Source organism: Pseudoalteromonas sp. AOP31-A2-14, assembly GCF_052378035.1.
In the GTDB taxonomy this organism is placed as follows: domain Bacteria; phylum Pseudomonadota; class Gammaproteobacteria; order Enterobacterales; family Alteromonadaceae; genus Pseudoalteromonas.
The window spans coordinates 1,310,262-1,334,093 of sequence record NZ_JBQSXI010000001.1; the positions used below are offsets into that span (position 1 = coordinate 1,310,262).

At 39.0% G+C, this 23,832-nt stretch carries 25 protein-coding genes; 13 read left to right on the forward strand and 12 right to left on the reverse strand.

What is annotated here, in order from left to right; genetic code table 11:
- From ACT3S9_RS06120 to ACT3S9_RS06160, 9 genes are all read left to right on the forward strand, one after another.
- Positions 1-213, forward strand: a complete 213-nt coding sequence (locus ACT3S9_RS06120; RefSeq protein ID WP_441834999.1) for a helix-turn-helix transcriptional regulator — start codon at positions 1-3, stop codon at positions 211-213.
- A 332-nt stretch (positions 214-545) separates the two neighbouring features.
- Positions 546-1,454, forward strand: coding sequence for an N-acetylglucosamine kinase (nagK, locus tag ACT3S9_RS06125; RefSeq protein WP_441834998.1), 909 nt, complete (start codon positions 546-548; stop codon positions 1,452-1,454).
- Positions 1,454-2,572 (forward strand): N-acetylglucosamine-6-phosphate deacetylase, encoded by a 1,119-nt coding sequence (nagA, locus tag ACT3S9_RS06130; protein ID WP_441834997.1) that lies wholly within the window; start codon positions 1,454-1,456, stop codon positions 2,570-2,572. Before nagK ends, nagA begins: the two co-directional genes overlap by 1 nt.
- Positions 2,573-3,420: 848 nt before the next feature.
- Positions 3,421-4,215, forward strand: coding sequence for a glucosamine-6-phosphate deaminase (nagB, locus tag ACT3S9_RS06135; protein ID WP_441834995.1), 795 nt, complete (start codon positions 3,421-3,423; stop codon positions 4,213-4,215).
- 128 nt (positions 4,216-4,343) lie between these two features.
- A complete protein-coding gene (gene nudC, locus ACT3S9_RS06140; protein WP_441834994.1) occupies positions 4,344-5,267 on the forward strand; it encodes an NAD(+) diphosphatase in 924 nt (307 codons plus the stop codon).
- A 22-nt stretch (positions 5,268-5,289) separates the two neighbouring features.
- The gene (locus ACT3S9_RS06145; protein ID WP_441834993.1) at positions 5,290-6,471 is read left to right on the forward strand and encodes a cystathionine beta-lyase; all 1,182 of its coding nucleotides are present in this window, start codon (positions 5,290-5,292) and stop codon (positions 6,469-6,471) included.
- A gap of 119 nt (positions 6,472-6,590) precedes the next feature.
- The gene (locus ACT3S9_RS06150; protein WP_441834992.1) at positions 6,591-7,409 is read left to right on the forward strand and encodes an ABC transporter permease subunit; all 819 of its coding nucleotides are present in this window, start codon (positions 6,591-6,593) and stop codon (positions 7,407-7,409) included.
- A complete protein-coding gene (locus tag ACT3S9_RS06155; protein ID WP_441994566.1) occupies positions 7,406-8,320 on the forward strand; it encodes an ABC transporter ATP-binding protein in 915 nt (304 codons plus the stop codon). The genes ACT3S9_RS06150 and ACT3S9_RS06155 overlap by 4 nt, the downstream gene beginning before the upstream one ends.
- 364 nt (positions 8,321-8,684) lie before the next feature.
- A complete protein-coding gene (locus tag ACT3S9_RS06160; protein ID WP_444750812.1) occupies positions 8,685-9,473 on the forward strand; it encodes a putative porin in 789 nt (262 codons plus the stop codon).
- A 102-nt stretch (positions 9,474-9,575) separates the two neighbouring features.
- Here the strand turns inward: ACT3S9_RS06160 and ACT3S9_RS06165 are convergent, their stop codons facing one another.
- Genes ACT3S9_RS06165 through ACT3S9_RS06180 form a run of 4 tightly spaced genes read right to left on the reverse strand, consistent with a single transcriptional unit; the run spans position 9,576 to position 12,539 of the window.
- Positions 9,576-10,058, reverse strand: a complete 483-nt coding sequence (locus tag ACT3S9_RS06165) for a glycine zipper 2TM domain-containing protein (protein ID WP_444750813.1) — start codon at positions 10,056-10,058, stop codon at positions 9,576-9,578.
- Between the two features lie 18 nt (positions 10,059-10,076).
- A complete protein-coding gene (gene lpoB / locus ACT3S9_RS06170; protein ID WP_441993280.1) occupies positions 10,077-10,700 on the reverse strand; it encodes a penicillin-binding protein activator LpoB in 624 nt (207 codons plus the stop codon).
- 31 nt (positions 10,701-10,731) lie between these two features.
- A complete protein-coding gene (locus tag ACT3S9_RS06175; protein WP_444750814.1) occupies positions 10,732-11,157 on the reverse strand; it encodes a YcfL family protein in 426 nt (141 codons plus the stop codon).
- A gap of 8 nt (positions 11,158-11,165) precedes the next feature.
- On the reverse strand, positions 11,166-12,539 hold the full coding sequence (locus ACT3S9_RS06180; protein WP_444750815.1) for a COG3014 family protein: 1,374 nt from the start codon (positions 12,537-12,539) through the stop codon (positions 11,166-11,168).
- A 519-nt stretch (positions 12,540-13,058) separates the two neighbouring features.
- On the opposite strand from ACT3S9_RS06180, the gene ACT3S9_RS06185 reads away from it, so the two are divergent.
- Positions 13,059-13,925, forward strand: a complete 867-nt coding sequence (locus ACT3S9_RS06185) for a DMT family transporter (protein ID WP_444750816.1) — start codon at positions 13,059-13,061, stop codon at positions 13,923-13,925.
- On the opposite strand, the gene ACT3S9_RS06190 is transcribed toward ACT3S9_RS06185, so the two are convergent.
- The 5 genes from ACT3S9_RS06190 to ACT3S9_RS06210 are packed head-to-tail and all read right to left on the reverse strand — an operon-like array spanning position 13,926 to position 16,816.
- Positions 13,926-14,621: a M15 family metallopeptidase gene (locus ACT3S9_RS06190; RefSeq protein ID WP_441993272.1), complete on the reverse strand. Its 696-nt coding sequence runs from the start codon at positions 14,619-14,621 to the stop codon at positions 13,926-13,928.
- Positions 14,618-15,748, reverse strand: coding sequence for a succinyl-diaminopimelate desuccinylase (gene dapE, locus ACT3S9_RS06195; protein ID WP_444750817.1), 1,131 nt, complete (start codon positions 15,746-15,748; stop codon positions 14,618-14,620). The genes ACT3S9_RS06190 and dapE overlap by 4 nt, the downstream gene beginning before the upstream one ends.
- Positions 15,745-16,092, reverse strand: a complete 348-nt coding sequence (locus tag ACT3S9_RS06200) for an ArsC family reductase (protein ID WP_444750818.1) — start codon at positions 16,090-16,092, stop codon at positions 15,745-15,747. Before ACT3S9_RS06200 ends, dapE begins: the two co-directional genes overlap by 4 nt.
- 54 nt (positions 16,093-16,146) lie before the next feature.
- Positions 16,147-16,446: a hypothetical protein gene (locus ACT3S9_RS06205; RefSeq protein WP_444750819.1), complete on the reverse strand. Its 300-nt coding sequence runs from the start codon at positions 16,444-16,446 to the stop codon at positions 16,147-16,149.
- Positions 16,439-16,816 (reverse strand): ACT domain-containing protein, encoded by a 378-nt coding sequence (locus tag ACT3S9_RS06210; protein WP_444750820.1) that lies wholly within the window; start codon positions 16,814-16,816, stop codon positions 16,439-16,441. Before ACT3S9_RS06210 ends, ACT3S9_RS06205 begins: the two co-directional genes overlap by 8 nt.
- A gap of 218 nt (positions 16,817-17,034) precedes the next feature.
- Here ACT3S9_RS06210 and ACT3S9_RS06215 point away from each other — a divergent pair, with 218 nt between their 5' ends.
- Both ACT3S9_RS06215 and yfbV read left to right on the forward strand, forming a co-directional pair.
- Positions 17,035-19,521, forward strand: coding sequence for a putative bifunctional diguanylate cyclase/phosphodiesterase (locus tag ACT3S9_RS06215; RefSeq protein WP_444750821.1), 2,487 nt, complete (start codon positions 17,035-17,037; stop codon positions 19,519-19,521).
- A 467-nt stretch (positions 19,522-19,988) separates the two neighbouring features.
- Entirely contained in the window at positions 19,989-20,435 is a 447-nt protein-coding gene (yfbV, locus tag ACT3S9_RS06220) for a terminus macrodomain insulation protein YfbV (protein ID WP_444750822.1), read from the forward strand.
- Between the two features lie 8 nt (positions 20,436-20,443).
- Here yfbV and rlmA read toward each other — a convergent pair whose 3' ends face one another.
- The 3 genes from rlmA to xthA are packed head-to-tail and all read right to left on the reverse strand — an operon-like array spanning position 20,444 to position 22,722.
- Positions 20,444-21,244, reverse strand: a complete 801-nt coding sequence (rlmA, locus tag ACT3S9_RS06225; RefSeq protein WP_444750823.1) for a 23S rRNA (guanine(745)-N(1))-methyltransferase — start codon at positions 21,242-21,244, stop codon at positions 20,444-20,446.
- Positions 21,241-21,912: an energy-coupling factor ABC transporter permease gene (locus ACT3S9_RS06230; protein WP_444750824.1), complete on the reverse strand. Its 672-nt coding sequence runs from the start codon at positions 21,910-21,912 to the stop codon at positions 21,241-21,243. Before ACT3S9_RS06230 ends, rlmA begins: the two co-directional genes overlap by 4 nt.
- 3 nt (positions 21,913-21,915) lie before the next feature.
- Positions 21,916-22,722, reverse strand: coding sequence for an exodeoxyribonuclease III (xthA, locus tag ACT3S9_RS06235; protein ID WP_441993394.1), 807 nt, complete (start codon positions 22,720-22,722; stop codon positions 21,916-21,918).
- Positions 22,723-23,303: 581 nt separating this feature from the next.
- Between xthA and ACT3S9_RS06240 the strand changes: the two genes are divergently transcribed.
- Positions 23,304-23,825 carry an EF-hand domain-containing protein gene (locus tag ACT3S9_RS06240; protein ID WP_444750825.1) on the forward strand — a complete coding sequence of 174 codons (522 nt, stop codon included), beginning with the start codon at positions 23,304-23,306 and terminating at the stop codon, positions 23,823-23,825.
- Positions 23,826-23,832 lie beyond the last annotated feature (7 nt).

Sequence of the window (23,832 nt, forward strand, 5' to 3'; positions counted from 1 at the left end):
ATGGCAAAGTTAGCAATCACAAATACAATTAGAACCCTGCGATTTCACCATGATGGAATGACTCAGCAGCAATTAGCAGATCATGTAGGGGTAACGCGGCAAACAATTGCTGCAATAGAAGCTGCTAGATATTCTCCTTCATTAGAAGTGGCATTTAAAATTGCAGCGGTTTTTGGAAAGTCGCTAGAAAACATATTCCACTACTCACCTTAGATCTTTACTAAATTATTATTTTAGGTAAGCTTGGTTGGTTAATTGACCAAGGTGTTTTTGAAAAAGAAACTAAAATTGGCTAATATGACGTGATTTGAATATAAAATACGTGTTTTTAAGCCCTTGGCTAAATTTTTAAGAATAATAATTGATAAATATTTCAATGCGTTAAAGTTTAATAAAAACGAGGGATGTATTTTATTGAAAAATAAATGACAACGCTGTCATTTTTTGTGTAACATTAACTCGCCGTGGTTAGGGAATACCGCATTCAGATAATAAGAATTAAATGTTGTTAAATACAAATACAAACGAAGGTTAGAGGTCGTTACATGATGGCTAAGAATGAGGACCAATTGTTTATTGGTATCGATGGAGGCGGAACAAAGTGCCGTGCAACTATATACTCAAAACAACACGGGGTATTAGGAACAGGTCTTGGCGGTCCCGCGAATCCATTACATGGTTTAGACCGCACATTAGAGTCGATTATGGTATCGACACAATTGGCCATGCGTGATGCAGGATTAAAGTTAGATAGGGTGCACCAAATGTATGCCGGTCTTGGCTTGGCTGGGGTAAACTTACCTAATTTATATGACAAAATTAATGAGTGGGATCATCCATTTAAGCAACTTTTTTTAACCACTGACTTACATACAGCTTGTATAGGTGCGCATGACGGTGGTGATGGTGCTGTTATTATTACAGGCACTGGATCATGTGGGTTTTCATGTGTAAAGGGTAAGTCGGTTAACTATGGTGGTCATGGCTTTGCGTTAGGCGATAAAGGCAGTGGTGCTTGGATGGGCCTTGAAGCGATTAAGGCGGTGCTTGTAGAACTAGATGGTTTAGGGCCAAAAACAGCTATGACAGAGACCTTTAAAAACCACTTTGAGGTTAATAGTGCCATGGAAATTGCCGAAAAAATGGCCGGGCAGCCATCGAGCAGTTATGCCAAACTAGCACGCATAGTATTTGAAACCGCAGAAAAAAATGACTTGATTGCATTAGCAATAGTTAAAGAAGGCGCTGATTATATTAATCAATTATCAGAACGTCTATTAGAAATTAAACCACCGCGTTTATCAATAATCGGTGGGTTAGCTGAGCCGTTAAGTAAATGGCTTGATCCGAAAATAGTAAAGTTGGTTAAGCCTCCTGTTCAGCCACCCGAGATGGGCGCTATTTATTTTGCTCAACAGTCAGTGCTTAAACAATATCAAGAGGTTACTGCATAATGAAAACTTTTTACCGTGCTAAGCAGTTGTTTACCGCAGAAGATTTTATCGACAACGCCTTATTTAGTGTTGAAAATGGTGTGTTTAATTTAGAAAGTTCAACGGATGAAAATATCACCGAACTTGACGGCTTAGTTGCTCCCGGCTTTATTGATGTACAAGTTAATGGTGGCGGTGGTGCATTTTTTAATGCTGAGCAAAGCCCTGAATGTTTGGATAAAATTGTTAAGGCTCACGGCCAGTTTGGCTCAACTGCATTAATGCCAACGCTTATCACCGATAAAGTTGAAACTATGCAAGCGGCGGCTGATGCAACCTCAAAAGCAATTAGCGAAGGTACTCCTGGTGTGTTAGGGATTCATTTTGAAGGCCCACATTTATCATTACCAAAGAAGGGCACGCACAGTGAGCAATTTATTCGCCCGATTAGCGAGCAAGAATTTGCCATTTATGCACGTCAAGATTTAGGTATAAAAATGGTCACATTAGCACCTGAAACGGTCAGTGTTGCTGATATAGCTCGTTTAGTTTCCTGTGGCGTAAAAGTCTCAATTGGTCATACAAATGCTGATTATGCGACCACTATGGCAGCACTTAACGCAGGTGCTGATGGTTTTACACATTTATATAATGCCATGTCACCGTTCACGTCTCGCGAACCGGGTGTGGTAGGCGCAGCACTTTGGCACGATAACAGCTGGTGTGGCTTAATTGTAGATGGCCATCATGTTCATGCCCTGTCCGCTAAATTAGCTATTCGTACCAAGCAGCGCGGTAAAATTATGCTTGTAACGGATGCTATGCCACCAGTAGGCACTGATGACATGGAATTTGATTTTTTTGATGGCCGTAAAGTAATTCGTACTGGCGGTAGACTCAATTCGAGCACCGGAGAGCTTGCCGGTAGTGTACTTGATATGGCAAGTGCCGTACGCAATTCGGTAAACACCCTAGACATTAGTTTAGGTGAAAGCTTACGTATGGCTGCGCTTTATCCGGCACAATATTTAAGTTTGGTCAAAAAAGGTCGTTTAATCGACGGCTTTGACGCTGATTTTGTGGTGCTAGATGAGCATCAATATGTCACAAAAACGTATATTGGTGGGCTAGCAACTTAGCCTGTTCCTGAAAAACGTCGTGTATCGGATATGGCTATAGATCTTGCGCTTAAGTCGATAGATTGAACGCAAAATATATTATCGTAAAACACGTAAATTGCGACTGCTCTTGGGCTAGTTGTAGGTTATTAAGTTTTGCTGTGTTTATTGCGATACCGGCTGGTAGCACTGAGGATTTAAGTGCAACAGGAAGTTGGAAGGCATCGTTTGATTAATACTTTTTATCGGGTATTAGTTATAAAAATACACTGGTTTACCCAAAAGGTGTGATATCCATTTTACTCGCTATTATTAATGCTAGGATCGGTGCGTTTGCTGGTCAGTTAATACCCAGAGGAAACCAAATAGGTGGCGTAAAGGTTCGCTATAATATTTTCTTCAGGCGTTTTGAGAGTTTATTTTGGCTCGCTCTGGGATTTTCGGCTTCCAGTCAATAAAGAGCTGTGGACAAGTTATTTCGCGGTTGTCACCGTTGTTTGGAGCGCTAAAGTATTAGCAGTATGTGAGTTAGTCGATTGGGGATATATCAGCCTGAGCGTGTTTAGTGTTGTTATTGATGCAGTTGCAGTGCAATACAGTTATTACGCTGAATGTATAAAAGAAAAATATTCGTCAGTGTGTAATGGTTATATTGGTATAAAATAGATATACCCATTTATTAAAAAAGTGAAAGATAATTCACTTTTACTTTACAAGTACAATTAAATCGGAGATTATGACAGCGTTGTCATAATGGTGTTGACTAAACTTTCGTATCTGGTTTAGTTTGATCTAAGCTCCAATTCGATTGCACATGGAATTGGGCTTAGATCCCATTTTTAATCAACTATTAATGTGAGCGATTATATATGCAAATAGTTATTTTAAATGATGCAGCAGAAGTAGCATCATACGGCGCGAATATTTTCGCAACACAATTACAAAAAAAGCCAACCTCTGTATTAGGTTTAGCCACTGGCTCAACGCCTGTTGCGTTATATCAACAGCTCATTGCAAAGAGCAACGCAGGCGATATTACATTTAGCCAAGCTACTTCATTTAATTTAGATGAATATTTAGGTTTAACAGGCCAGCACCCACAAAGTTACCGCTATTTTATGAATAAGCAATTATTTGACTTTGTTGATATCAATAAAGATAACACCTTCGTACCGGAAGGTGACGCTAAAAACCCAGTTCAAGCATGCGAGCAATACGAACAAAAAATAGCTCAAGCGGGTGGCATTGACGTTCAACTATTAGGAATTGGGCGTAACGGTCATATTGGTTTTAATGAGCCATCTTCAGGTTTACGTTCGCGTACCCGTGTAAAAACGCTGACAAAAGCTACAATTGATGACAATGCGCGTTTTTTTAAAGCCGATGAATACCAGCCACACTTATCGATTACGATGGGGATTGGGACGATTTTAGAAGCAACAAAAGTGGTGTTACTGGCTACTGGCAAAAATAAAGCTGATGCAGTTCATGCCATGATTGAAGGCCCTCTAATGGCAGCTTGTCCTGCTTCCGCTTTACAATTACACCAGGATGCGGTCATTGTTATAGATAAAGCGGCTGCGAGCAAGCTTGCAGATATTGATTTTTATCAACATATTGAGTCAGAAAACCAAAAGTTACAGGCGTATTTAACTGACCGATAACGGTTTAAATTTATGATGTGATTAAAGCCCTTTGGGCTTTTTTTATGTCTGTTTTAATGTCAGTAATAAATTGGGTTTATGCTAGGCTTGTGGTAGTTTTAGCCATCTAGAAATAAAAGAGGATGTGCATGCTTCACTATAGCAATATGGCCTTAAACCGCGCCTCAAACCAACGCAAAGATGCTAATTGGTTAGCATCGCAAGTAAACGAGCAAAGTCGTTGGTTATTAATTAATAACAACCATACCTTATTTGATTTAAACAATTTTGCCATTTCGTTTTTAAAGTATAGTCAAATCAAGCATCTTGATTTAAGTAATGCTATTTTTTTAGGTTTAGATGAGCATCAGGTCAGTCACTTTTCATTAGATGTAAGTGAGCTTAATGATTATAGTTTAAAGCCACTGATTGCTGAGCGTGAATTTATTGATATTCGCCGCCATGGTGTGAATATTGAAATAAAACAAGGGTCAATGGCCGCATTAGCGCGCGGCTTATGTTATTGGCATGCAACTCACCGTTTCTGTGGCCGTTGCGGCGCCGAGAACCGCTTGATTGAGGCAGGCCACTCACGGTTATGTACAAACTCAATGTGCTTACATCAAACTTTTCCACGAACCGATCCTGCGGTTATCATGGTGGTAACTCGTACCTTTGCTGATGGCGTTGAACGTTGTTTATTGGGGCGCCAAGCAGCGTGGCCTGTTGGCATGTATTCTTCTTTAGCGGGTTTTGTTGATCCTGGTGAAACCCTTGAGCAGGCCGTAGCCCGTGAAGTAATGGAAGAAGCCGGTATTACGGTTGATAATGTGCAATATGTAGCCTCCCAACCATGGCCGTTTCCCTCATCGATTATGTTAGGCTTTTTTGCAAACGCCACTACAGATCATATTCAAGTCGATAAAGATGAAATAGATGACGCCCTTTGGTTTAGCCGTGAAGATCTTAATAAAAGTGGTGACTGGCATGATGAAGGCGAGCACTTAAAGTTACCCAGAACAGATTCTATTTCACGCTATTTAATTGATCATTGGCGTAACTTACAAGATTAATGAACGATTTTAAGGATTAATAATGACGAGCAACAGTAAAAAAAATACGCAGTTAGTGAGCGCAGGGCGCAGTAAAAAGTATACCCATGGCGTTGTTAACCCGGTTGTGCAACGCGCATCGACAATTGTATTTGATTCCGTCGCTGAACTAAAAGAAGCCGGAAAAACGCGTGGTGATAAAACACTTTTTTATGGTCGTCGCGGCACAACGACACACTTTGCACTACAAGAAGCGATTACTGAATTAGAAGGCGGTGAAGGCTGTGCGCTTTACCCTTGTGGTGCGGCCGCTATTAGTAGTGCCTTATTATGTTTTTTAAAAGCCGGCGATCATCTATTAATGGTTGATAACGTCTATGAACCGACCCGCGAGTTTTGCAACAAAATTTTAGCCGGACTTGGCATTGAAACCACCTATTACCCGCCAAGTATCGGCGCTGATATTAGCGATTATATAAAGGACAACACACGGGTATTGTTTTTAGAATCTCCAGGCTCTATTACCATGGAAGTTCAAGATGTGCCGGCTATGGTTAATGCGGTAAAAGAGCAAAGTGTGATAACCATGCTTGATAACACTTACGGCAATGGTTTACATTTTCGCCCACTTGAACACGGTGTAGATATCAGCATTCAAGCAGCAACCAAATACATCGTCGGTCATTCAGATGTCATGATGGGAGCGGCTGTAGCTAATAAAAAATATTGGCCAGTGCTTCGTGAAAATTCATATTTACTAGGGCAGTGTACGTCTGCTGATGATGCGTATTTAGCGCTTCGAGGCCTACGCACTATGGCTGTACGCTTAAATCAACATGAAAAAGCGGCGATCGAAGTCGCTAAGTGGCTTGAACAGCATCCATTGGTTGATCATATTCGCCATCCTGCATTTGAGACTTGCCCAGGACATGAGTTTTTTAAACGTGACTTCGATGGTAGTAATGGCTTATTTTCATTTGTAATGAAAGAAGGCAACCAGCAAGCCATTGATGCCTTTTTAGATGGCTTAACGCACTTTAAAATGGGCTTCTCATGGGGTGGTTTCGAGAGCTTAGTAACTGCGAATCTGACAATGAAAGGGCAGCGCCCAACTACCGGTTGGCAGCTAGGACCGGTGATCCGTTTACATATCGGTCTTGAAGATGTTGAAGACTTAATTGCCGATTTAAGCCAAGCGTTAAGTACCTATAAACAATATTTATAAATAGCAATTACTGCTGGCTAAATCATTTAATAAACTGTTTCTATGTAGGTTTTTTGCTAGTAATTCAAGGCGTTTGCACTTAGTGTAAGAAGATGAAATGTATTTTTTAAGGAACAGCTATGACACAACTAAATCCACAGCGATTATTGAGTATTATTCAGTTTGAGCTGTCACGGTTATTTTTAACTAAACGCGGTTTACTTGCCGTTGCTGCATTTACGCTGTGTTGGCTATTAATTTTACGTTACCCCATTGGTGAAGCTGTCAACTTTATGAGTTCACCAGATTTGGCGGAATTAGCGCATAATTTATTAGGGGCTATTGGGCTTAGTAAGCTTTTTGATTGGCCTGAAGCCGAACTTGCCATGTATTGGTTAATCGCTTTATATAGTTTTCCTAGTTTTTGTTTATTTTTATGTAGTGATCAAATAGTGGGTGACAAAGTCCGCGGTACGCTGAGATTTTTATCACTTAGAGCAACACGTAGTGAAATTCTATTCGGGCGTTTTCTTGGGCAGGTATTAATTCTTGCGTTGTTATTAATTATCACTTTAGTGGCAACCTTAGCAGTATTAGGCTTTCGTGATCCGACCTTACTCGGCAGTGGTATTAGTCGTAGTGTGATGGTGTTCTTTTATTTATTAATTGCTGTATTACCGTTTATTGCTTTAATGACGCTATTTAATACCTTCGCACGCTCAGCGCGTTTATGTGTTGTCTTAGCGGTGTTGTTTTTTACCGCAGGGGGAATTATTGCCAGTATCTTGAGTTGGCAAATACCCGCCTTAGTGGTACTTGATTATATATTTCCGGGCGTACAATTTGAACAAATGGCAGGACAAAATGCAGGATTATTTAAAAGTATAGGTGTGCCTCTATTACAAACTGCAGTGATGCTAACTGTTGCAAAGCAGATATTTGCCAGGAGTTCATTATGAGCACATTAATAAAAGCCCATGGTTTAAGTAAATACTATGGCAGTAAGTTAGCACTTGACCAAGTCAACTTTGAAATATACAAAGGAGCGCCTGTTGCGCTTGTTGGTCCCAACGGGGCGGGTAAAACCACACTATTTAGTTTGTTGTGTGGCTACCTATTACCGAGTAAGGGGGAGTTAAGCATAATGGGTAAGAGGGCAGGCCATAGCGCATTATTTGGTAAGCTCAGTGCATTACCACAAGATGCGCAACTTGATCCACGTTTTAGTATTGCCCACCAATTAGGTTTTTACGGACAACTGCAAGGACTTTCAACAAAGCAGAGTCAAATAGAAGCATTTAGGGTGTTAGAGCTAGTTGGTTTACGAGATGTTGCCAGTCAGCGATCGGATGATTTATCTCATGGTATGCGCAAGCGTGCGACAATCGCACAAGCCTTAATCGGTCAGCCTGAAATTGTCATGCTTGATGAGGCAACCGCGGGGCTAGATCCTATTCATGCACGGGAAGTACGCCAATTAGTGTCGAACTTAAGTAATGAAGCAACATTCATTCTTAGCTCTCATGATTTAACTGAACTTGAACGATTATGTGGCCAAGTTCTTCACTTAAACAAAGGTAAGCTGACTGAGCATGCCACGCAGAGTAATAGTACAGCCACAAATATGCATTATATGACGCTGCTATTAAGTGAAGAATATTCAAATGTTGAACAAAGCTTACAAGGTATTACTGGCGTAAGTAAGGTGTATAAAAGCCAAGCGAAAGAATATGTTATTGAGTATACGCACAGTACAACTGTTTTTGATATATCCCTATTACAGCACTGCCATCGAGAAGGTTGGCGTTACCGCCAATTAGTAAATGGCCATACATTGGAAAACCAAATATTTAAACAGGAAGTAACCTAGTTAGGATGTTTATTAGGTTAAAGGGCTGTGTAAATGAAGGCTGTAAGTACTAATTATTAGGAGCCTTAGCTGATTTAGTAATTAGAAGCTTAGGTTAAAAAAAGGATTCTACCCAACCGTATAGAAGAGGGAATAAGCAAGTGACAGTATTAAAGAGGTGTATTGTATATAAAGAACATATTCAATTTAGAGGCTTCTCTTTTAAGTTTCACAATTAAGTTGCATGGTTTTTACAATTTATCACAAAATAGTAATAAAATACATGCACTTAGTTAAGTTTTCATTCAGTTTGATCAGAGTAGCATGTGCGCGTCCTAGTCAATCGGCTATGGCGATGAAACAATGTAAATAGGGAAATCTAATTATGAAAAAGTTAGCAGTTATAATTTCGAGTATTCTTCTTTCTGGCGCCGCGACTGCTGCGGATAGCTATAACTCTATCAGCCACGTAGGATACAGTGATACTGATGGCAATGACACGGCAAGTGTTGATTCAAAATATTACTTTTCGCCTAAATCAACACTAGGTCCTTATGACCAGTTTGAATACATAAACAAACAAACAAATGTATATGGTTCTTATGCTGATGATGATTTCGGTGATACAACGGCCGTTGGCGGTGAGTATTTTGTTAAAGATTTCGTTGTAGGCGCTGAATACACTAATTCAGACTACGGTACTAATAACGAAGCTTATAAAATTTCAGCAGGTTACTTCTTCAACCCTGACCTATTAATGAAAGCAACATTAGTTGAAAATAAAGATGGCGAAGACTTTGCGTTATTTGACCTTGCGTACAACCATAAGTTAAACAGCACAGATTATATCGGTTTTACAGTAACATCAGACGATGATTTTGATTACCGTGCAGTAAACGCTAAATATTTCATGGATCTTAAGCAAGGCAACTACTTAACGGTAGAAGGTACTATTTCAGATACTGACGATTTTGGTAGTTCTTGGGAGCTAGGTTCTAATTACTACTTTACAAAAGCAACTTCAGCATTCGTTACTTTTGATAAAGAAGATAACTACAGCTTTGGTGCACAACATTACTTTAACCGCAATGTTGGTTTAAAAGCAGGTTACGGAAACAACTGGGATGACTCTGGTTCTGACGCATACTTTGCAAATGTAAGCTTACAGTTTTAATTAAACTGGGTATGAAATAAGTTTTATCAATATAAAAAGCGGGCTGACTTAAAAAAGTGAGCCCGCTTTTTTGTGGCTTAAATATACGATAATTAATAAAAGTTAATAAGCCGTATCCACACGCACTGTGTTATCTGATAAATAGACTAATCGTACATTATCCCCTGTACTAAAGCGCATTTTGTTATCGCGTTCCTGAACCACCATAAACTGATCACCGTTTTCAACTTCAATCATTAGTTCTACTAAATAATATTCATTATAATATTGCTCTTGCTGACGATTATATGCAATGCTGCCACCTAGCACTGAGCCTAAAATAGTGGCAGCTGTACGCCCACTGCCGCCGCCAAACTGATTACCGATAACACCGCCAAGTAAGGCGCCACCGAAGGTTTTCCATCCGCTGTTTTTGTCTTCTACAAGTTCTTGTTCAGTAATGTCGCGTACTGATTTTATTTCACCAAACAAGACTTGTTGCACAGGAACTGCTTTATTTCGCTCATAAGCCGCAAAGCTTGGACTGGCAAAAAGTAGGGTGGTACACATTCCTAAAGTAAGCAGCCCTAAAGTAAGTAATTTCATTGTAACCTCCCTAGCTGATTACCAACCAAAGGTTGATTTTTCACGGGTTTTGCGAATTTCAGTTTCGTCAGCCCACTCAACTAAGCCGCTTTTTAAATCCATTAAACGCATGGTAAATTTATAATAAACATCGGCTTTATCTGTATTGGATTTGACAATGCTTGATAGGTTCCCATACAGCATATACTGCGCGCCGATTTGATTACCGAATGCAACAGCTGTTGAGGGATCTACGAGTGCATCAGTGTTTTGAAAGTTAAGTTGTTCACGAACGGCTTCCACTCGGCTCATATCAACAAAACGAAATTTACCGCTGCGTAATAACTGAGTTGAAATTGAATCAGTAATTGATTCAGTATCAATATGCTCACTGGTTTTATTCTTAATGCGCTCTACAAATACTACAGGGCGAGAATTGGCTGTCATAGTGCCAACCACAGGAGAAGAAAGTAACGAGTCTGTCATTTGACTGGCTACTTTTTGTAGGTCGGTAGAGCCAAAATTTATATCGGTGGTTTCAACTGCTTGCGCATCGCCATAACTCACTACGGCTTTATTAGCACAACCGCTTAACGCGAGTGCACTTAAGCCGACGAGTGCGTAGCTTGTAAGTTTTTTTACTGTTAATGTTTTATTTATCATAGTGTTCATAGCGATTCCTTAAATTAGTTCTTTAATCTTCAAACTCTTGTGCTTCTGTCGATACTTCTCTTACCGCCAGTGAAAAAGTGACTGCCTCTGAGGTGGGAGCAAGACCTGGTAATTGGGTTTTAGCAAAGCCGAATAGAGTAATTGCTTGCCACGGTGAGTGATTTCCTTTTATCACAAAGCCTTCGCTGTCATACCAAGTAAATTGGTACTGTAAGTATTGTGACTTTTTGTATTCGCTTGCAAGGGTCACGACAACATCAGTGAGTTGATTTCTTTGACGAGTCTTAACATCAGTAATTGCTAAGCGCTCACCTAATTTGGGGTTATCAACACGTAGTTGTTGATTATATTGACTGCTATTTTGTTCAACCGCGACACCTGAAGTTGTTGGTCTTCCTGCACATGCGGATAAAACTATAACGGATATTATTGGCACTAAGTATTTCATAGCGGCTCCTAAAGCTGAACTACATGAGAGTTAAAGTAGTTGTTAATAGAGGTTAGGTAAATTAAGGTTAACCCTTGCTTACTAACCGTAAAATCGACGCTATGCTTGGCATCGAGTGTTAATGAGTGCGCCCCTTCGCTTACAAAGCTACGAGCAACGCTTATTTGATTTGGTAGCGTGAGCCAACTACGAGTATCAGCTTGCTCTGAGGCAAGGTTATAAAGGTTGGCTAAAATATTCCCCACATCACCACCGCTTCGAGCCAGTTCAGCGCGTACTTTTTCTTTAGCTACTAAGCGCAATACTTGACGCGATACGCGTGCAGGGGTTTGTTCTTCTAAAGTTTTTGCTGCTAGTGCCTCTATGTGTACTAGCGGTTTTAACGGCAGTGCTTGTTCGGCTAGCTCTATTTTGTCAAACTTTTCAGCGTACGGGGTATTTTTATAAACAGGTAAGGCTACGCTGTAAAAACGGGCATCGCCTTTGGATGTAAATATAGGTAAGCGAAGGGTAAATTCTTCTTTTTTTGGCACTAAGCCTTGCTCAACTAATACGATAACCTCTCCTTGACCATTTACCGTATTTTTTAACTTACCAAAACGCTTTTCAAATTGTGCATAATCATCGTCAAAGCCTTGGCGTTTGGCTAAACGTAAAATTGTTTGTTGCAGATAACTGTTTTCTGGATTGATTTCAAGAGCTTTCTTATAGTCTATATAGGCGTCATCATACTGTTTACTGCTTTCATACAATAAGCCAGAAAGGTAAAATGTGAATGCATTTTGAAAGCCATTTTTAACGTCTTTCATTAATGCGCCCATATCTGGGTATTGCTGTTGGGCGGCTTTTAACGCGTCATCAATAGTTCCTTGGTTTTCATTAAGAGCGTCAGTTTGCACTTTATTTGCACGACGTACCTCAACCAAAGCTCCTTCTATATCGTTTTGATAAACATAGTTCAATGCTTTGTAGCTGTGTAGCATACTCATTTCGTAAGGTGCAGGCGTATAAGCAATGACAGAGTCATTCGTGAGTAGCGCATTGCTTTGCTCTAGACTGCTACCAAGTTGTACCTTTGCTTTCTGACGCTTAACCTGCATCTGTTGATAAACCGACTCAAATTGACTTTGTGCATTTTTATCGCCATTAAGGTCGTTAACTCGCGCATGCTCAAGCTGATTGAGTAAATAGTTACTGTGTGATTCACTATTCGTCGGTAAAGATTGCTTTGCCGTATTTAGCTGATTATTCGTAATAGCTTGGCGGACAGGGGTAAGCTGGCTGGCATAATTAGTAAATAAATCGCTAAAGCCTACGGTGCTGCAACCGCTTAAGTTACTTAATAATAGTAAACAAAACCCAAAAACAACACGCTTTCGCACTTAAAACTCCTTATAGTTTATTTTTAAATAATAGCATAGCCTGATTAATGCACGCTGATAAAGATTGTAAAAAAACGTAGCAACATGATGGGAGTTATTGGCTAATTAGTAGTCTATCCGACTAACTCATTAGGCTAATATCACTACAACTAATGAGTCGTGTAAATATGTGGCTTTGATAAAGTGATGTAACAATATTGTTAACTAGTCAAGTGGGGAGCATGATAAAAGTTTACAGAGCACTTAATAACGTTCAAAAGAGTAGGTTGTAATGGTTAAAAAAGCCTTTACCATGATAAGTTTAGTGAAATAAATGCATAACGACTTTTTGTATTGATATGATGTAGATGGTAGTTGCATAATTCTTTAAAATAGCCGGTGACTTTTCACCGTTGTATCAACCTTGCTTGTGAGGCTATTGGCTGAAAAAAAACATTGGTTTTTACTGAAAGGTAAGCGGCGGCTCGAAGCTAGGGCCGGCAGTTAAGTAATACTAACAATCTTGAATAAGGTTATATATTGAAAGCTTTTTTATATACAACGCTCGCTTTGGTTGCATTTGCTGCAAATTCATTGTTATGTCGGATGGCATTAGCGCAAGGCTATATTGATGCGTGGAATTTTACTGCCATAAGGTTACTCAGCGCAGCTGTTTGTCTTGCTGTTATTTTATTGGTTAGAGCTAAAAAAGTACCGGTTGCAGTAGCGCATTCACAAATTGATAGGGGAAGTTGGTTTAGTAGTATCAGCTTAGTGGTATATGCTTTGTGTTTTTCAATTGCTTATGTGGAGTTAGATACAGGAACGGGCGCACTGATCTTGTTCTGCGCTGTTCAGCTAACCATGATTGGCTGGGGGATTGTTAATAAAGAACGTTTATCTACACTACAATGGACTGCGTTTATTATTGCTTTGTTAGGGTTTATTTATTTAATGCTACCGTCGGCTGCTGTGCCATCATTTATTCCGGCTATATTAATGTCTGTAAGCGGTGTCGCATGGGGAGTATATAGTATCCGGGGGAAAGTTTGTGACTCACCACTTAGAACCACATCTTTTAACTTTTTTAGAAGTTTGTTGATCTTACCTTTATTACTAATTATTGGTTTTAGCAGCATTGAACAGCTTAATTGGCAAGGTATATTATTAGCATGTGCCTCTGGGGCGCTAGCATCTGGAGTTGGTTATAGTATTTGGTATATTGCATTACCACTTTTAAAAAGTAGTCAAGCAGCGATAGTACAGCTGTGTGTACCGGTACTTGCTGCACTTGCTGGCGTTTTGTTTTTAGGCGAGCAATTAACCATACGCTTTGTTATTGCCAGTGTGGTTATTCTTGGCGCGGTGTTGGTTTTTTTACTCGCTAAGCAACCGAAAAAACGTTGATTATGCGGGGCTAAGGTTTACGACATAACGCTGATAAAGCGCCGGTAAATGTTCTAAAATACTCTCTTTACCGCACAGTTCACTGTCAGAAATAGCACACTTTAATGCCTCTATAGTTAATAGCTTTGCGAGCTTTTCCGACTCTGTAATATGGCTGATATGCCAAGGCTCTGGGGCAACCCCACCGAGGTCATGTTGGTAAGGGCGATAAAAACCAAACTGAGTAAGGTTATCATCAAGCCATTTAGTTAGCGGTGCAAAAGGGCCGCTTTTTTGGTATTCGTCAGCTTCTAGCTTTAGCTTATAATCATCAGGCACGGCGCCCGCGTCGAAGATATCTAAGTCAGTACCAAAATGATGACGACTCGCGCCAGGCAGAGCGGAGTACAGCATGATCGCGTGACATTTTTCAATGTCGCTTAAAGCTGCTAAATCAACGGCTTTATTCTGCTTATCAAGCACTGCACGCTTAGCATTAAACTTGTTATTCCAAATAAGTGATTGGCGATTAAAACCCCTAAAGCTTGATGCGATCGCGATATGAAATCCGGCTTCGCGGGCGGCATTTTGTAGCAAGTTAAAATCACTAATAATATCTTTATGTAACTTATGACCTTGGTACGGGGCGAGCAGTCGCTCGCTTTTCCCGCAAGCACATGCTACTAATTGTTTTAATGTTAAGGGCGTTACATTCACGTTAAAAGGCGCTCTAAAATTAGTTCATAAATTTCAGCAAGGGCAACTAGATCATCACAACTTACGCATTCATTAACTTTATGAATAGTATCGTTGCGCGGGCCAAGCTCAATTACTTTTGCACCTGTTTGCGCTATAAATCGGCCGTCTGAAGTCCCTCCGGTGGTTTCAAGCGCGGTATCGCGTCCTGTTACGGCTTTGATCGCTTCAACCGTGGCATCAATAAGTGGACCACCTTCGGTAATAAATGGCTGGCCATTGACTATCCAATCAAGACTATAGTCAAAATCATACTTAGCTAGAATGTCGTTCACTCTTTTTTGCAACTGTGCATGGGTAACTTCGGTACTAAAGCGAAAATTAAACTGTACTTCAAGTTCACCAGGTATCACATTACTTGCACCAGTTCCGCCATTGATATTTGATATTTGAAAGCTGGTGGCGGGGAAAAAGTCATTGCCATTATCCCAACTTGTTTGGCTAAGCTCGGTCAGTGCTGGCGTGGCTGAATGAATCGGGTTTTTAGCTAAATGCGGATAAGCAACGTGGCCTTGTATACCGTTAACTTTTAAAAAGCCGGTTAATGAACCGCGGCGACCATTTTTAACTACATCGGCGAGCACATCACGTGAAGAAGGTTCGCCTACTAAGCACATATCAATTTTTTCGTCGCGTGCTTCAAGTGTATCAATTACCCGCGTGGTACCATTTATAAAAGGGCCTTCTTCATCTGAAGTGATCAAAAATGAAATAGAGCCTTTATGATCTGGATTTTTGTCCACAAAGCGCTCTGCTGCGATTAACATGGCGGCTAATGAGCCTTTCATATCTGCGGCGCCGCGTCCATGTAACATGCCATCTTTAATAAGACCCGAAAATGGCGGATGCTGCCAGTTGGCCTCTGGGCCGGTAGGCACCACATCGGTGTGGCCTGCAAAACAAAAATGCGGCGAACTATCACCTTTACGGGCCCAAGTGTTAAGGGTGTCGGTAAAAAAAAGTGATTCTATATTAAAGCCTTTTTTTGCAAGTCGTTGATTTATCAATTCTTGGCAACCTGCGTCTTCTGGCGTTATTGAGCGACGTTGAATTAATGCTTGAGCAAGTTCAATAACAGGGTCTTTCATAAGGCAAAAATCTCATCGTATTGGTCTGCTTTAAAGCCTAAATGATAGCTATTATTATAAACTAGCACAGGACGTTTTATCATCGCAGGTTGCTCAGTTAATAGTGCTAATGCACTATCTTTATCTAAGTTTTTCTTTTGCTCATCACAAAGCTTGCGATAAGTGGTGCCGCGTTTATTAATAAGCTCTTGCCAATCAATATGCTCTGCAAAATCTAAAAGTAGTTTTGAGGTAATGCCATCTTTTCGATAATCATGAAAGTTAAAAGCAAGGTTCTTACCAGTTAAGTACTTCTTGGCTTTTTTTATGGTGTCGCAATTGCTAATGCCGTATAGAGTAATCATAAATTTACTTCTTGGTTAACGTTAATAAAATATCTTCACCCGCATCAACATAATTTAGTGAATAAAAACATTGTTGCTTTTTAGGGCATTTAAAATAGTGAGGCTTGCCAGTAACGGCCGTTTAAATTGTCGAAGATCAAAATAGGCTAGTTGTTGGCCGTGCGTTATTTTGCTGGTATTAATTTGCGCTAAGTAAGTGTGTTCCGGGAGCGCGAGACTTTGCTTAACATAGAGGTTAAAAAGTACTTTTAAGCCATTATTGGCTTGTAAAATAAACTCGGTACTAGCATTTTTTACTTGGACGAGTTTACCGTCAAACGGCACTAGGATTTTATGCTTATTCAATTTAACCATAATACCGAAACCTAAGATACCAAATTGAATAATCAAGTAAATGGCAGCATTCATTGTTAAGTATTTTTGTAGCTTTAGTTATGGCATTTTTTTTGATTAAGCTATAGCCTCTCTCATAAGTAGGTAAGATAAAAATAGTTATGCTTAATTGAGCTAATACTCTAGCTATATTGGACATAACCCCAGCAAGCGAAAAGCTTAATGATTCGACAGATTCAAGCGTTTCGGTGCTAATAGTTGAAAGTTCATCAGTTGTTTTATCAGTAGAAATATTTTTTTGTGTAAACATCGACTTGGGTATTTCTGAACTAGCAACTAAGCTATGGTGCGCAAAGGTTGTTGCGCTCAGTTGTAATGTTGGCTTTGCCATAAGCACCTACTTAATAGCTCGTTGTTTCATAGTATAAAAAATAAGCTTTGCGTTGATGATAAAGCTTAATCTAACTAATACTATAGGTAATCTTTGTTAAGTGAAAGTTTTACCCAGCCAATTTCATTAATCAAGACTAAGAAATAAAAGTACATTGCATAAACGGCATTACTTACTAATTATTGGGGACTCTATTGGAAGTTTACTATACAACAGTTATGACCTTGAATCTTATGTGTGCAGTACTGATTTTTTTATCAGGTGTGCATCAACGACAAGTTTATCTGTTTAGCTTAGTTGTATTAAATATTGTTATATTTTTCTTTCATTTAATCAGTTGGAAGTTACATACTGCAATTAATTTAGCTGAAGCAATGACTTACAGCGATATCCATAGTGGTTTAGTCTTGCTAGCAATTCCAATTATATTTTTTACTTTTAGTCGTTGGTGTGAGTTTAAATACAGCAATTCACTTACCATTTTATTAATAGTGATAGTGGCAACCTTATTGGCTGTAAGTAGCTTCACTTCTTATTCAATTCGTTACGATGAATCGATAAAATTAGTAAATTATAAAAGTATTTTTAACGATAATGTGGCGTTACTCAGTGGTGTTAAAAGTAATATTTCAATGCTTTTCTATGGTATTACTTTTGTTACTTGGGGGTGTCTATTACTATTTGCCATTAAGTTTTATAAGCAACAGCAAAGCGTTGTAGCGAGTGCATTAGTGCTGCTTTTAATCACACAAGGCAGTGTGAGTTATGTAGGCTATAAAATAGATCAGTTAGAGTTAGCACTGTTTTACATCGGGGGGTTACCGTTAACTGTATTTTCTGTGTTCTATACATTATTTATTTTTTCTTCTTATAAGCAAAAAAGCGCTTCCCTTATCTATGAAAAGCAAAGTAATTTACACCTTCAACAAGCGATTACAAAGCTTGCAGAAGGCCTTTCTGGTATAGACAGTAGACACTTTTATGAAGAGATTGCAAAAATACTTTATGATTTTTCTAAAGCAAATTACATCTTAATTAGTACGATTAAGCAACGAGAGCAACGCTGTATCGATACTTTAGTGGCGTTAAAAGATGGCCAGATAATTAATAATTTTTCATATGCTTTATGTGGCTCCCCCTGTGAAATAGTCGCCTCAAATGAAATATGTATTTACTCTGATAACGTTGCGAGCTTATTCCCTGAAGATAAAATGCTTAATGATGAATCCATAGTCTCTTACATAGGATCTCCGCTACTTGATGAAAGTAATAACGCCGTTGGTGTACTTGCATTGCTTTATAATCATGCTTATAAGCCAAACAGTGATGTGCTAAACGCAATGAAAGTATTTTCATCACGTGCGGGTTCTGAGATCCGTCGGAGTAACTTACAAAAACGCCTCGAAAGAATGGCTTATTTCGATTATGAGTCTAAATTGCCGAATCGCGCTCGGTTACTTGAAGTGATTAATGAAAAGTATATTGAATGCAAAAAAAATAACACTAACGCTATGTTTATGTTGATTGACTTAGATTGCTTCGGTGATATTAATCGAAAGTATGGCGATGATGTTGGGGATCAAGTGATTAGGCAGCTAGGGCTCAGGTTGGGCCATTATTCGTCGAAAGATAAGTTTATTGCTCGTAATTCAGGTGACGAATTTGCGATGGTGTTGTCTAATGTAAAAGGCGAAACATCATCAGTGCTCAATGTTCATTGGCAAGCCATTAAAGCTATTTTGAGCGAACCGTGCATTGTTGGTGAAAGGCAAATCAAAATAAAATGTAGTATGGGAGCTGTCTTGTTTCCGGCGCAAATAGACAATCGTTTTGATGTAATAAGTTCAGCTGAACATGCTATTTTTCGCGCTAAAGAAAGTGGCAGAAATCAATGCGCACTGTTTGATCCAGACATACTCGCCAAAATTGATTTTCAAAAAGAACTAGCAGCTGACTTAGCGCAAGCATTAAACTCTGATGGTCAGTTAAGTATTGCTTATCAAGCTAAAGTAACTGCGCAAGGTGAAGTAATTGGCTCAGAGGCTTTAATAAGATGGCAGCATCCGCAAAAGGGTAATATTCTGCCTAGTGAGTTTATTGATATTGCTGAGGACTGTGGTCTTATTCACGCTTTGGGGCGATGGGTTACTAATGAAGTGTGTAAGCAGATAAGGCAGTGGATCAATGATGATAAACCGGTATATAAAGTGTCTATTAATATTGCGGCGATGCAGTTTGATAATCCTGATTTTATAGCTTTTATTTGCCGCACGCTTGAACAGTACCAATTGGCATCGAAATACATAGAAATTGAATTAACCGAATCAGGTTTACTGACCGATATTACTCGTGCTGTCAGTAATTTAAATAAGCTCAGAAATATAGGTATTAGTATTGCGCTTGATGATTTCGGCACTGGGTATTCGTCACTATCTTACTTACAGGACTTACCGTTAGATGTACTAAAAATTGATAAGTCATTTATTGATAACTTATCACAAGCACGCAGTGCTGAATTAGTGCGTTCAATAATTTCAATTGGAAGTCATATGAATCTAGTAACAGTGGCAGAAGGAACTGAAAATATTGAACAAGTTAATGCGCTAAAAGCAATGGGGTGTGATTATTTTCAAGGCTTCTACTTTTGTAAACCCTTGTCTGCGGATGAATTTATGAATTATTGCATTAATATTAAAAAGCGATAATTTTTACTTTACTATTTTGTCCACAATTTCTGTGGATAAGTGTGGGAGTTATCGGGTATTGAAAATATAAGTTATTAAATTTAATGATGAAAATCACCATAGTTCAAATTGTTCATTTTTGGTTCAGTATATTTCTAGTTTGCATTATCTTGCTCCGCCTAGTTAGAGGATAAAGCTGAGTAATAGGCTTGAAGAATCTTCACGAGGCAATAAGTATTACTTTTAATACCTGCTGAACTACGGGCATTTAGCCGACAAATGCCCAAGCGATAGTAACGTGTGGTTTACCCTATATGTTTTAGCTTACCTTTGCTTAATGGTTATTAAATTACTTGATTTAATAAAGTGTATGAACGTAAAAAGGCGTGTGAAATTTAAAGTGATTGTTACTTGAAGGTATAATATCCTCAAGATAAGATATGTTATAATCAACGGGTCATAATAACCCAGCCATATTAGGAGCTATGATGCAAAAAAGTGTGATATCACAAGTTCAAATTGGTCGTGAATATGCAAAAAAATGGCCAATGCGTAAAGAATTAGCACCGCTGTTTGCTGAATTTAGGGTAATAAAAGCAACCGAATTGGCTATTACTATCATGCCTATTTTGGCTATGTTAACGCTGTTTATGCAAATAAACTATTTAGGTAGCGATTTTTTACCGCAAGCAATTGCTATGGCGCTGTTTTTTCTATCGTTGCCTCTACAAGGTTTATTGTGGCTTGGTAAACGCGCTGAAACTAAGTTAGATCCTGCTATGGAACATTGGTATAAAGAACTTTACAACAAAATGATTGCTAATGGTTACCAAGGCAAAGCAGCTAAAAACAAACCTAAATATGTAGAGCTTGCCCATTTACTCAAAGATATGTTTGATAAAATGGACCGCGCTTTCACCAAAGAAAACCTTTAACTTTTGTATTAAGTACTGCGTTTAAATTGGCTGATATAAAAGGACAGGGTGACATGCTGCTCGCCTTGCTCTTTTAATGCTTGCCAATGTTCAGGGCGAAACTTCCACGCGAACGGAGTCATGGTAATAAGGTTCTTAAGTTCATCAAATCCTAAGCTCACCTGTCGCTCTAATAAATCCTGCTCTATCGGCTCAAACCGATTAGGCGCTGCAATTGGCGTATGGGCTTTGACATCACGGTAAATTTTTTGTTTTAACTCTTTCAAATGCCAAGGCCCTGGGCTAGCTATGATTAAAACACCATCACTTTTTGCTAAGCGCGCTAACTCATTCTCAAATAGTGGGGCGAAAATACTTACTAATGCATCAGCCATTCCTTTTTGAAAAGGGGCTTGGCTAATAGAAGCAACACTAAAATGGCATTGTGGGTAGCGTTTTGCTGCGTATTTTATTGCTGACTTTGAAATATCAACACCATAGACGTTTGCATTACTAAGTTTTGCGATTTCTTGCGTGTAAAAACCTTCACCGCAACCTAAATCGATAATGGTTCTTGGTGTATGTTTTTGTACAATTTTGGCTATTGCCGATTGCAAAAATTGATAGTGTCCGGTGCTTAAAAAAGCGCGGCGAGCCTGCACCATATCAAGGTTGTCACCGGGTTGTTTAGAGTTTTTTTGCTGTACTGGTAATAAGTTAACATAATTTTCTTTCGCAAAATCAAAGCTATGGTTATTGCTACACTTTAAGCTGTTGTTTGTTAAGTTAAGCGTTTGTTGGCACAACGGGCATTGATAATTCAGACTCATGAGTCTAGGTAGTCCTTGTCATAAAAAGTTTTTACCCAATGAGGGCGATAGGTAATCAATACGGTAATAGCCATACCGTTTAGCATGGCTTCTGGAAACCAAATAATGGCGCATAAATAAAGATAATTTTCAGTTAGCTCAAAGCCAGTGTAGTTACCTGTTAAATAATAAAAAGCGGATATAAGTACAATTTTAAAACACGCTATTAAGGCCGCACATAAAAAAGCACAAACAAAAATATAAATGAAAAAATGCCGAGGTAAAAAATGATAGCAGAGCACAAATATCCCATAGCTAAGCAGAATAGGTAAATAAGCCCCAAGTAAAAGTGAAGCGGGCAGCGAGTTGACTGATATTTGTGAAAAAGCCGTGAGCAACAAGCCTGCAAGCGTTGCGCTCACTAAAGCAAAGCGCCAACCCAAGGTTAAAGTAACCGCAGTAATTCCCAGAATATGTAGATCGAGGCCAGGTAAAATCCCAGCCTTGATACGCCATAAAATTGTAAATACTAAGGCGCATGCAAGTAAACCTGTTTGGCGTTCAGGGGTTGTAATAAGCCCCTGATACTGTACTTTACTAAAGCTTAAATACAACACCACAGCAATGCTAAACCACAACATTAACTGTATTGGCATCGATATTAATGGCTGTGCTGCTAGATCGCTCATAAACTAGTTAAAAGTAGACCAAATGGGTGCATGATCAGAGGGCTTCTCAATGCCACGTAATTCATAATCAATGCCTGCATCAATACAGCGCTTAGCAAGTTCTTCGGTTGCTAATACGACATCGATACGTAAGCCTCGGTTATCAACAAAACCTTTTGAGCGGTAGTCAAACCATGAATATTGCTCAGTTGTTTTAGGATGAAGCTCACGAAATGTGTCTTTAAAGCCCCAATCGAGTAAGTTTGCTAGCCATTGACGCTCTTCAGGCTGAAATGAACACTTACCGGTTTTTAACCAGCGCTTGCGATTTGGTTCACCGATACCAATATCTAAATCTGAGGGGGATATATTTATGTCGCCCATAACAATAACGTCATCACAAGGTTCATAATTAGTGTTTAAATGCGTCATTAAGTCTTGATAAAATTGACGTTTGTAAGGAAATTTAGTTTCATGAGCAATATTATCCCCTTGCGGAAAGTAACCATTCATAATGGTTAAATCACGACCGCTTTGTTGTGGGATAGTAACGCTGATCATCCGTTTTTGTGATTCTTCGGTATCGCTGACAAAGCCCTTAAAAACCGACTTAGGCTCACTTTTACAGAGTATTGCTACGCCGTAATGCGCTTTTTGGCCATGAAAATAAACGTGATAACCCATTTTTTGCACATCTTCTAGAGGGAAAGCCTCATCATGTACTTTTATCTCTTGTAAACCGATAACATCTGGCTTGTGCTTATCAATAATAGCTTGTAATTGGTGAAGGCGAGCGCGCAGCCCATTTATGTTAAATGAAATAACTTTCATACAGTGGCCTTAAGTGGTTATGTTTTTCTGTCTGTGTTGGGCAAATTCTACCATTAAATAACGCTGGGTACAGGACGATATTTATAAAATAGTGATGCATTCATGTCGAACAAGTGATGAGCAATTGTTAGGTGTTGATCATTTGATATGCAACAAGTTTATAAATAAAAAATCTAGTACTTTGCCTTCTCTGAGATATATAGCTCGAGCCATTCGGTAAATAATGTACTTACCTTGGACTTTCATGAAAACTAAAATATTAGCACTTTTGATAATTACTGCGTCATGAACCCAAGCTCTGAGTGCAGCGCGGCGGTGAAAGGTCAAACTTGTGGCTTGAGTTTACTTGAGTGTAATGACGAAAAGATAACTGAGTTTGTTCAGTGGTACACAATAGAGCCATTTAGCTGAAATCGGATAGATCGCTTGAAAAATTTACGAACAGCCCTGCAAGGCGTGCAATAAAAGAGGCATCCTGAGGTGTTTTAAGTTTAAATGAACTTTAAATTCAAAAGCTTATGTTTTTGGCATTTTATTTGTATATTAAACGTTGAAACTAATATACTACAAGGAAACGTCTTATGAACAAGTTAACTTTAGCATCAACAATTTTAGCTGCTTTAAGCCTATCAGCATGTTCTGCAAATCCGTCTATCGATAATATCGACAGTGATTTTGGCAGTCTAGATAATGATAGTGATGGCTATATTTCAAAAGTAGAAGCTGATGACGATAGCATTTGGCAACACTTTTCAAATATTGATACCAATATGGATGAGCAAATAAGCCAAACCGAGTTTAATGCCTACATGCAATTAAATACAGGTAAAGTGGCTGATGGGAGTGATGTAACAGATTCCGCCTTTAAAGCTGGAATAGCTAAATTTGAACCGATTGAAAATAGTTTTAAATCGTTAGATAACGATAATAACGGTTATATTTCTGTAAAAGAAGCCAATGATGACGATATCTCAAAGCACTTTGGTTATATAGATAACAATAAAGATAAGCGTATCAGCCGCGATGAATTTGTTAACTATATTCAAACTCACGGTAAAGATGTCGCTGAAGATGAGGCTCTTGAAATGATTAAAAAGAGCTAATTAACCT

What these genes read in the sequence shown, in the direction of transcription:
- ACT3S9_RS06120 (WP_441834999.1), top strand. Translation starts at nt 1, where the DNA reads ATGGCAAAGTTAGCAATCACAAATACAATTAGAACCCTGCGATTTCAC.
- nagK (WP_441834998.1), top strand. Translation starts at nt 546, where the DNA reads ATGATGGCTAAGAATGAGGACCAATTGTTTATTGGTATCGATGGAGGC.
- nagA (WP_441834997.1), top strand. Translation starts at nt 1,454, where the DNA reads ATGAAAACTTTTTACCGTGCTAAGCAGTTGTTTACCGCAGAAGATTTT.
- nagB (WP_441834995.1), top strand. Translation starts at nt 3,421, where the DNA reads ATGCAAATAGTTATTTTAAATGATGCAGCAGAAGTAGCATCATACGGC.
- nudC (WP_441834994.1), top strand. Translation starts at nt 4,344, where the DNA reads ATGCTTCACTATAGCAATATGGCCTTAAACCGCGCCTCAAACCAACGC.
- ACT3S9_RS06145 (WP_441834993.1), top strand. Translation starts at nt 5,290, where the DNA reads ATGACGAGCAACAGTAAAAAAAATACGCAGTTAGTGAGCGCAGGGCGC.
- ACT3S9_RS06150 (WP_441834992.1), top strand. Translation starts at nt 6,591, where the DNA reads ATGACACAACTAAATCCACAGCGATTATTGAGTATTATTCAGTTTGAG.
- ACT3S9_RS06155 (WP_441994566.1), top strand. Translation starts at nt 7,406, where the DNA reads ATGAGCACATTAATAAAAGCCCATGGTTTAAGTAAATACTATGGCAGT.
- ACT3S9_RS06160 (WP_444750812.1), top strand. Translation starts at nt 8,685, where the DNA reads ATGAAAAAGTTAGCAGTTATAATTTCGAGTATTCTTCTTTCTGGCGCC.
- ACT3S9_RS06165 (WP_444750813.1), bottom strand. Translation starts at nt 10,058, where the DNA reads ATGAAATTACTTACTTTAGGGCTGCTTACTTTAGGAATGTGTACCACC.
- lpoB (WP_441993280.1), bottom strand. Translation starts at nt 10,700, where the DNA reads ATGATAAATAAAACATTAACAGTAAAAAAACTTACAAGCTACGCACTC.
- ACT3S9_RS06175 (WP_444750814.1), bottom strand. Translation starts at nt 11,157, where the DNA reads ATGAAATACTTAGTGCCAATAATATCCGTTATAGTTTTATCCGCATGT.
- dapE (WP_444750817.1), bottom strand. Translation starts at nt 15,748, where the DNA reads ATGAAAGACCCTGTTATTGAACTTGCTCAAGCATTAATTCAACGTCGC.
- ACT3S9_RS06200 (WP_444750818.1), bottom strand. Translation starts at nt 16,092, where the DNA reads ATGATTACTCTATACGGCATTAGCAATTGCGACACCATAAAAAAAGCC.
- ACT3S9_RS06205 (WP_444750819.1), bottom strand. Translation starts at nt 16,446, where the DNA reads ATGGTTAAATTGAATAAGCATAAAATCCTAGTGCCGTTTGACGGTAAA.
- ACT3S9_RS06210 (WP_444750820.1), bottom strand. Translation starts at nt 16,816, where the DNA reads ATGGCAAAGCCAACATTACAACTGAGCGCAACAACCTTTGCGCACCAT.
- ACT3S9_RS06215 (WP_444750821.1), top strand. Translation starts at nt 17,035, where the DNA reads ATGACCTTGAATCTTATGTGTGCAGTACTGATTTTTTTATCAGGTGTG.
- yfbV (WP_444750822.1), top strand. Translation starts at nt 19,989, where the DNA reads ATGCAAAAAAGTGTGATATCACAAGTTCAAATTGGTCGTGAATATGCA.
- rlmA (WP_444750823.1), bottom strand. Translation starts at nt 21,244, where the DNA reads ATGAGTCTGAATTATCAATGCCCGTTGTGCCAACAAACGCTTAACTTA.
- ACT3S9_RS06230 (WP_444750824.1), bottom strand. Translation starts at nt 21,912, where the DNA reads ATGAGCGATCTAGCAGCACAGCCATTAATATCGATGCCAATACAGTTA.
- xthA (WP_441993394.1), bottom strand. Translation starts at nt 22,722, where the DNA reads ATGAAAGTTATTTCATTTAACATAAATGGGCTGCGCGCTCGCCTTCAC.
- ACT3S9_RS06240 (WP_444750825.1), top strand. Translation starts at nt 23,304, where the DNA reads ATGAACAAGTTAACTTTAGCATCAACAATTTTAGCTGCTTTAAGCCTA.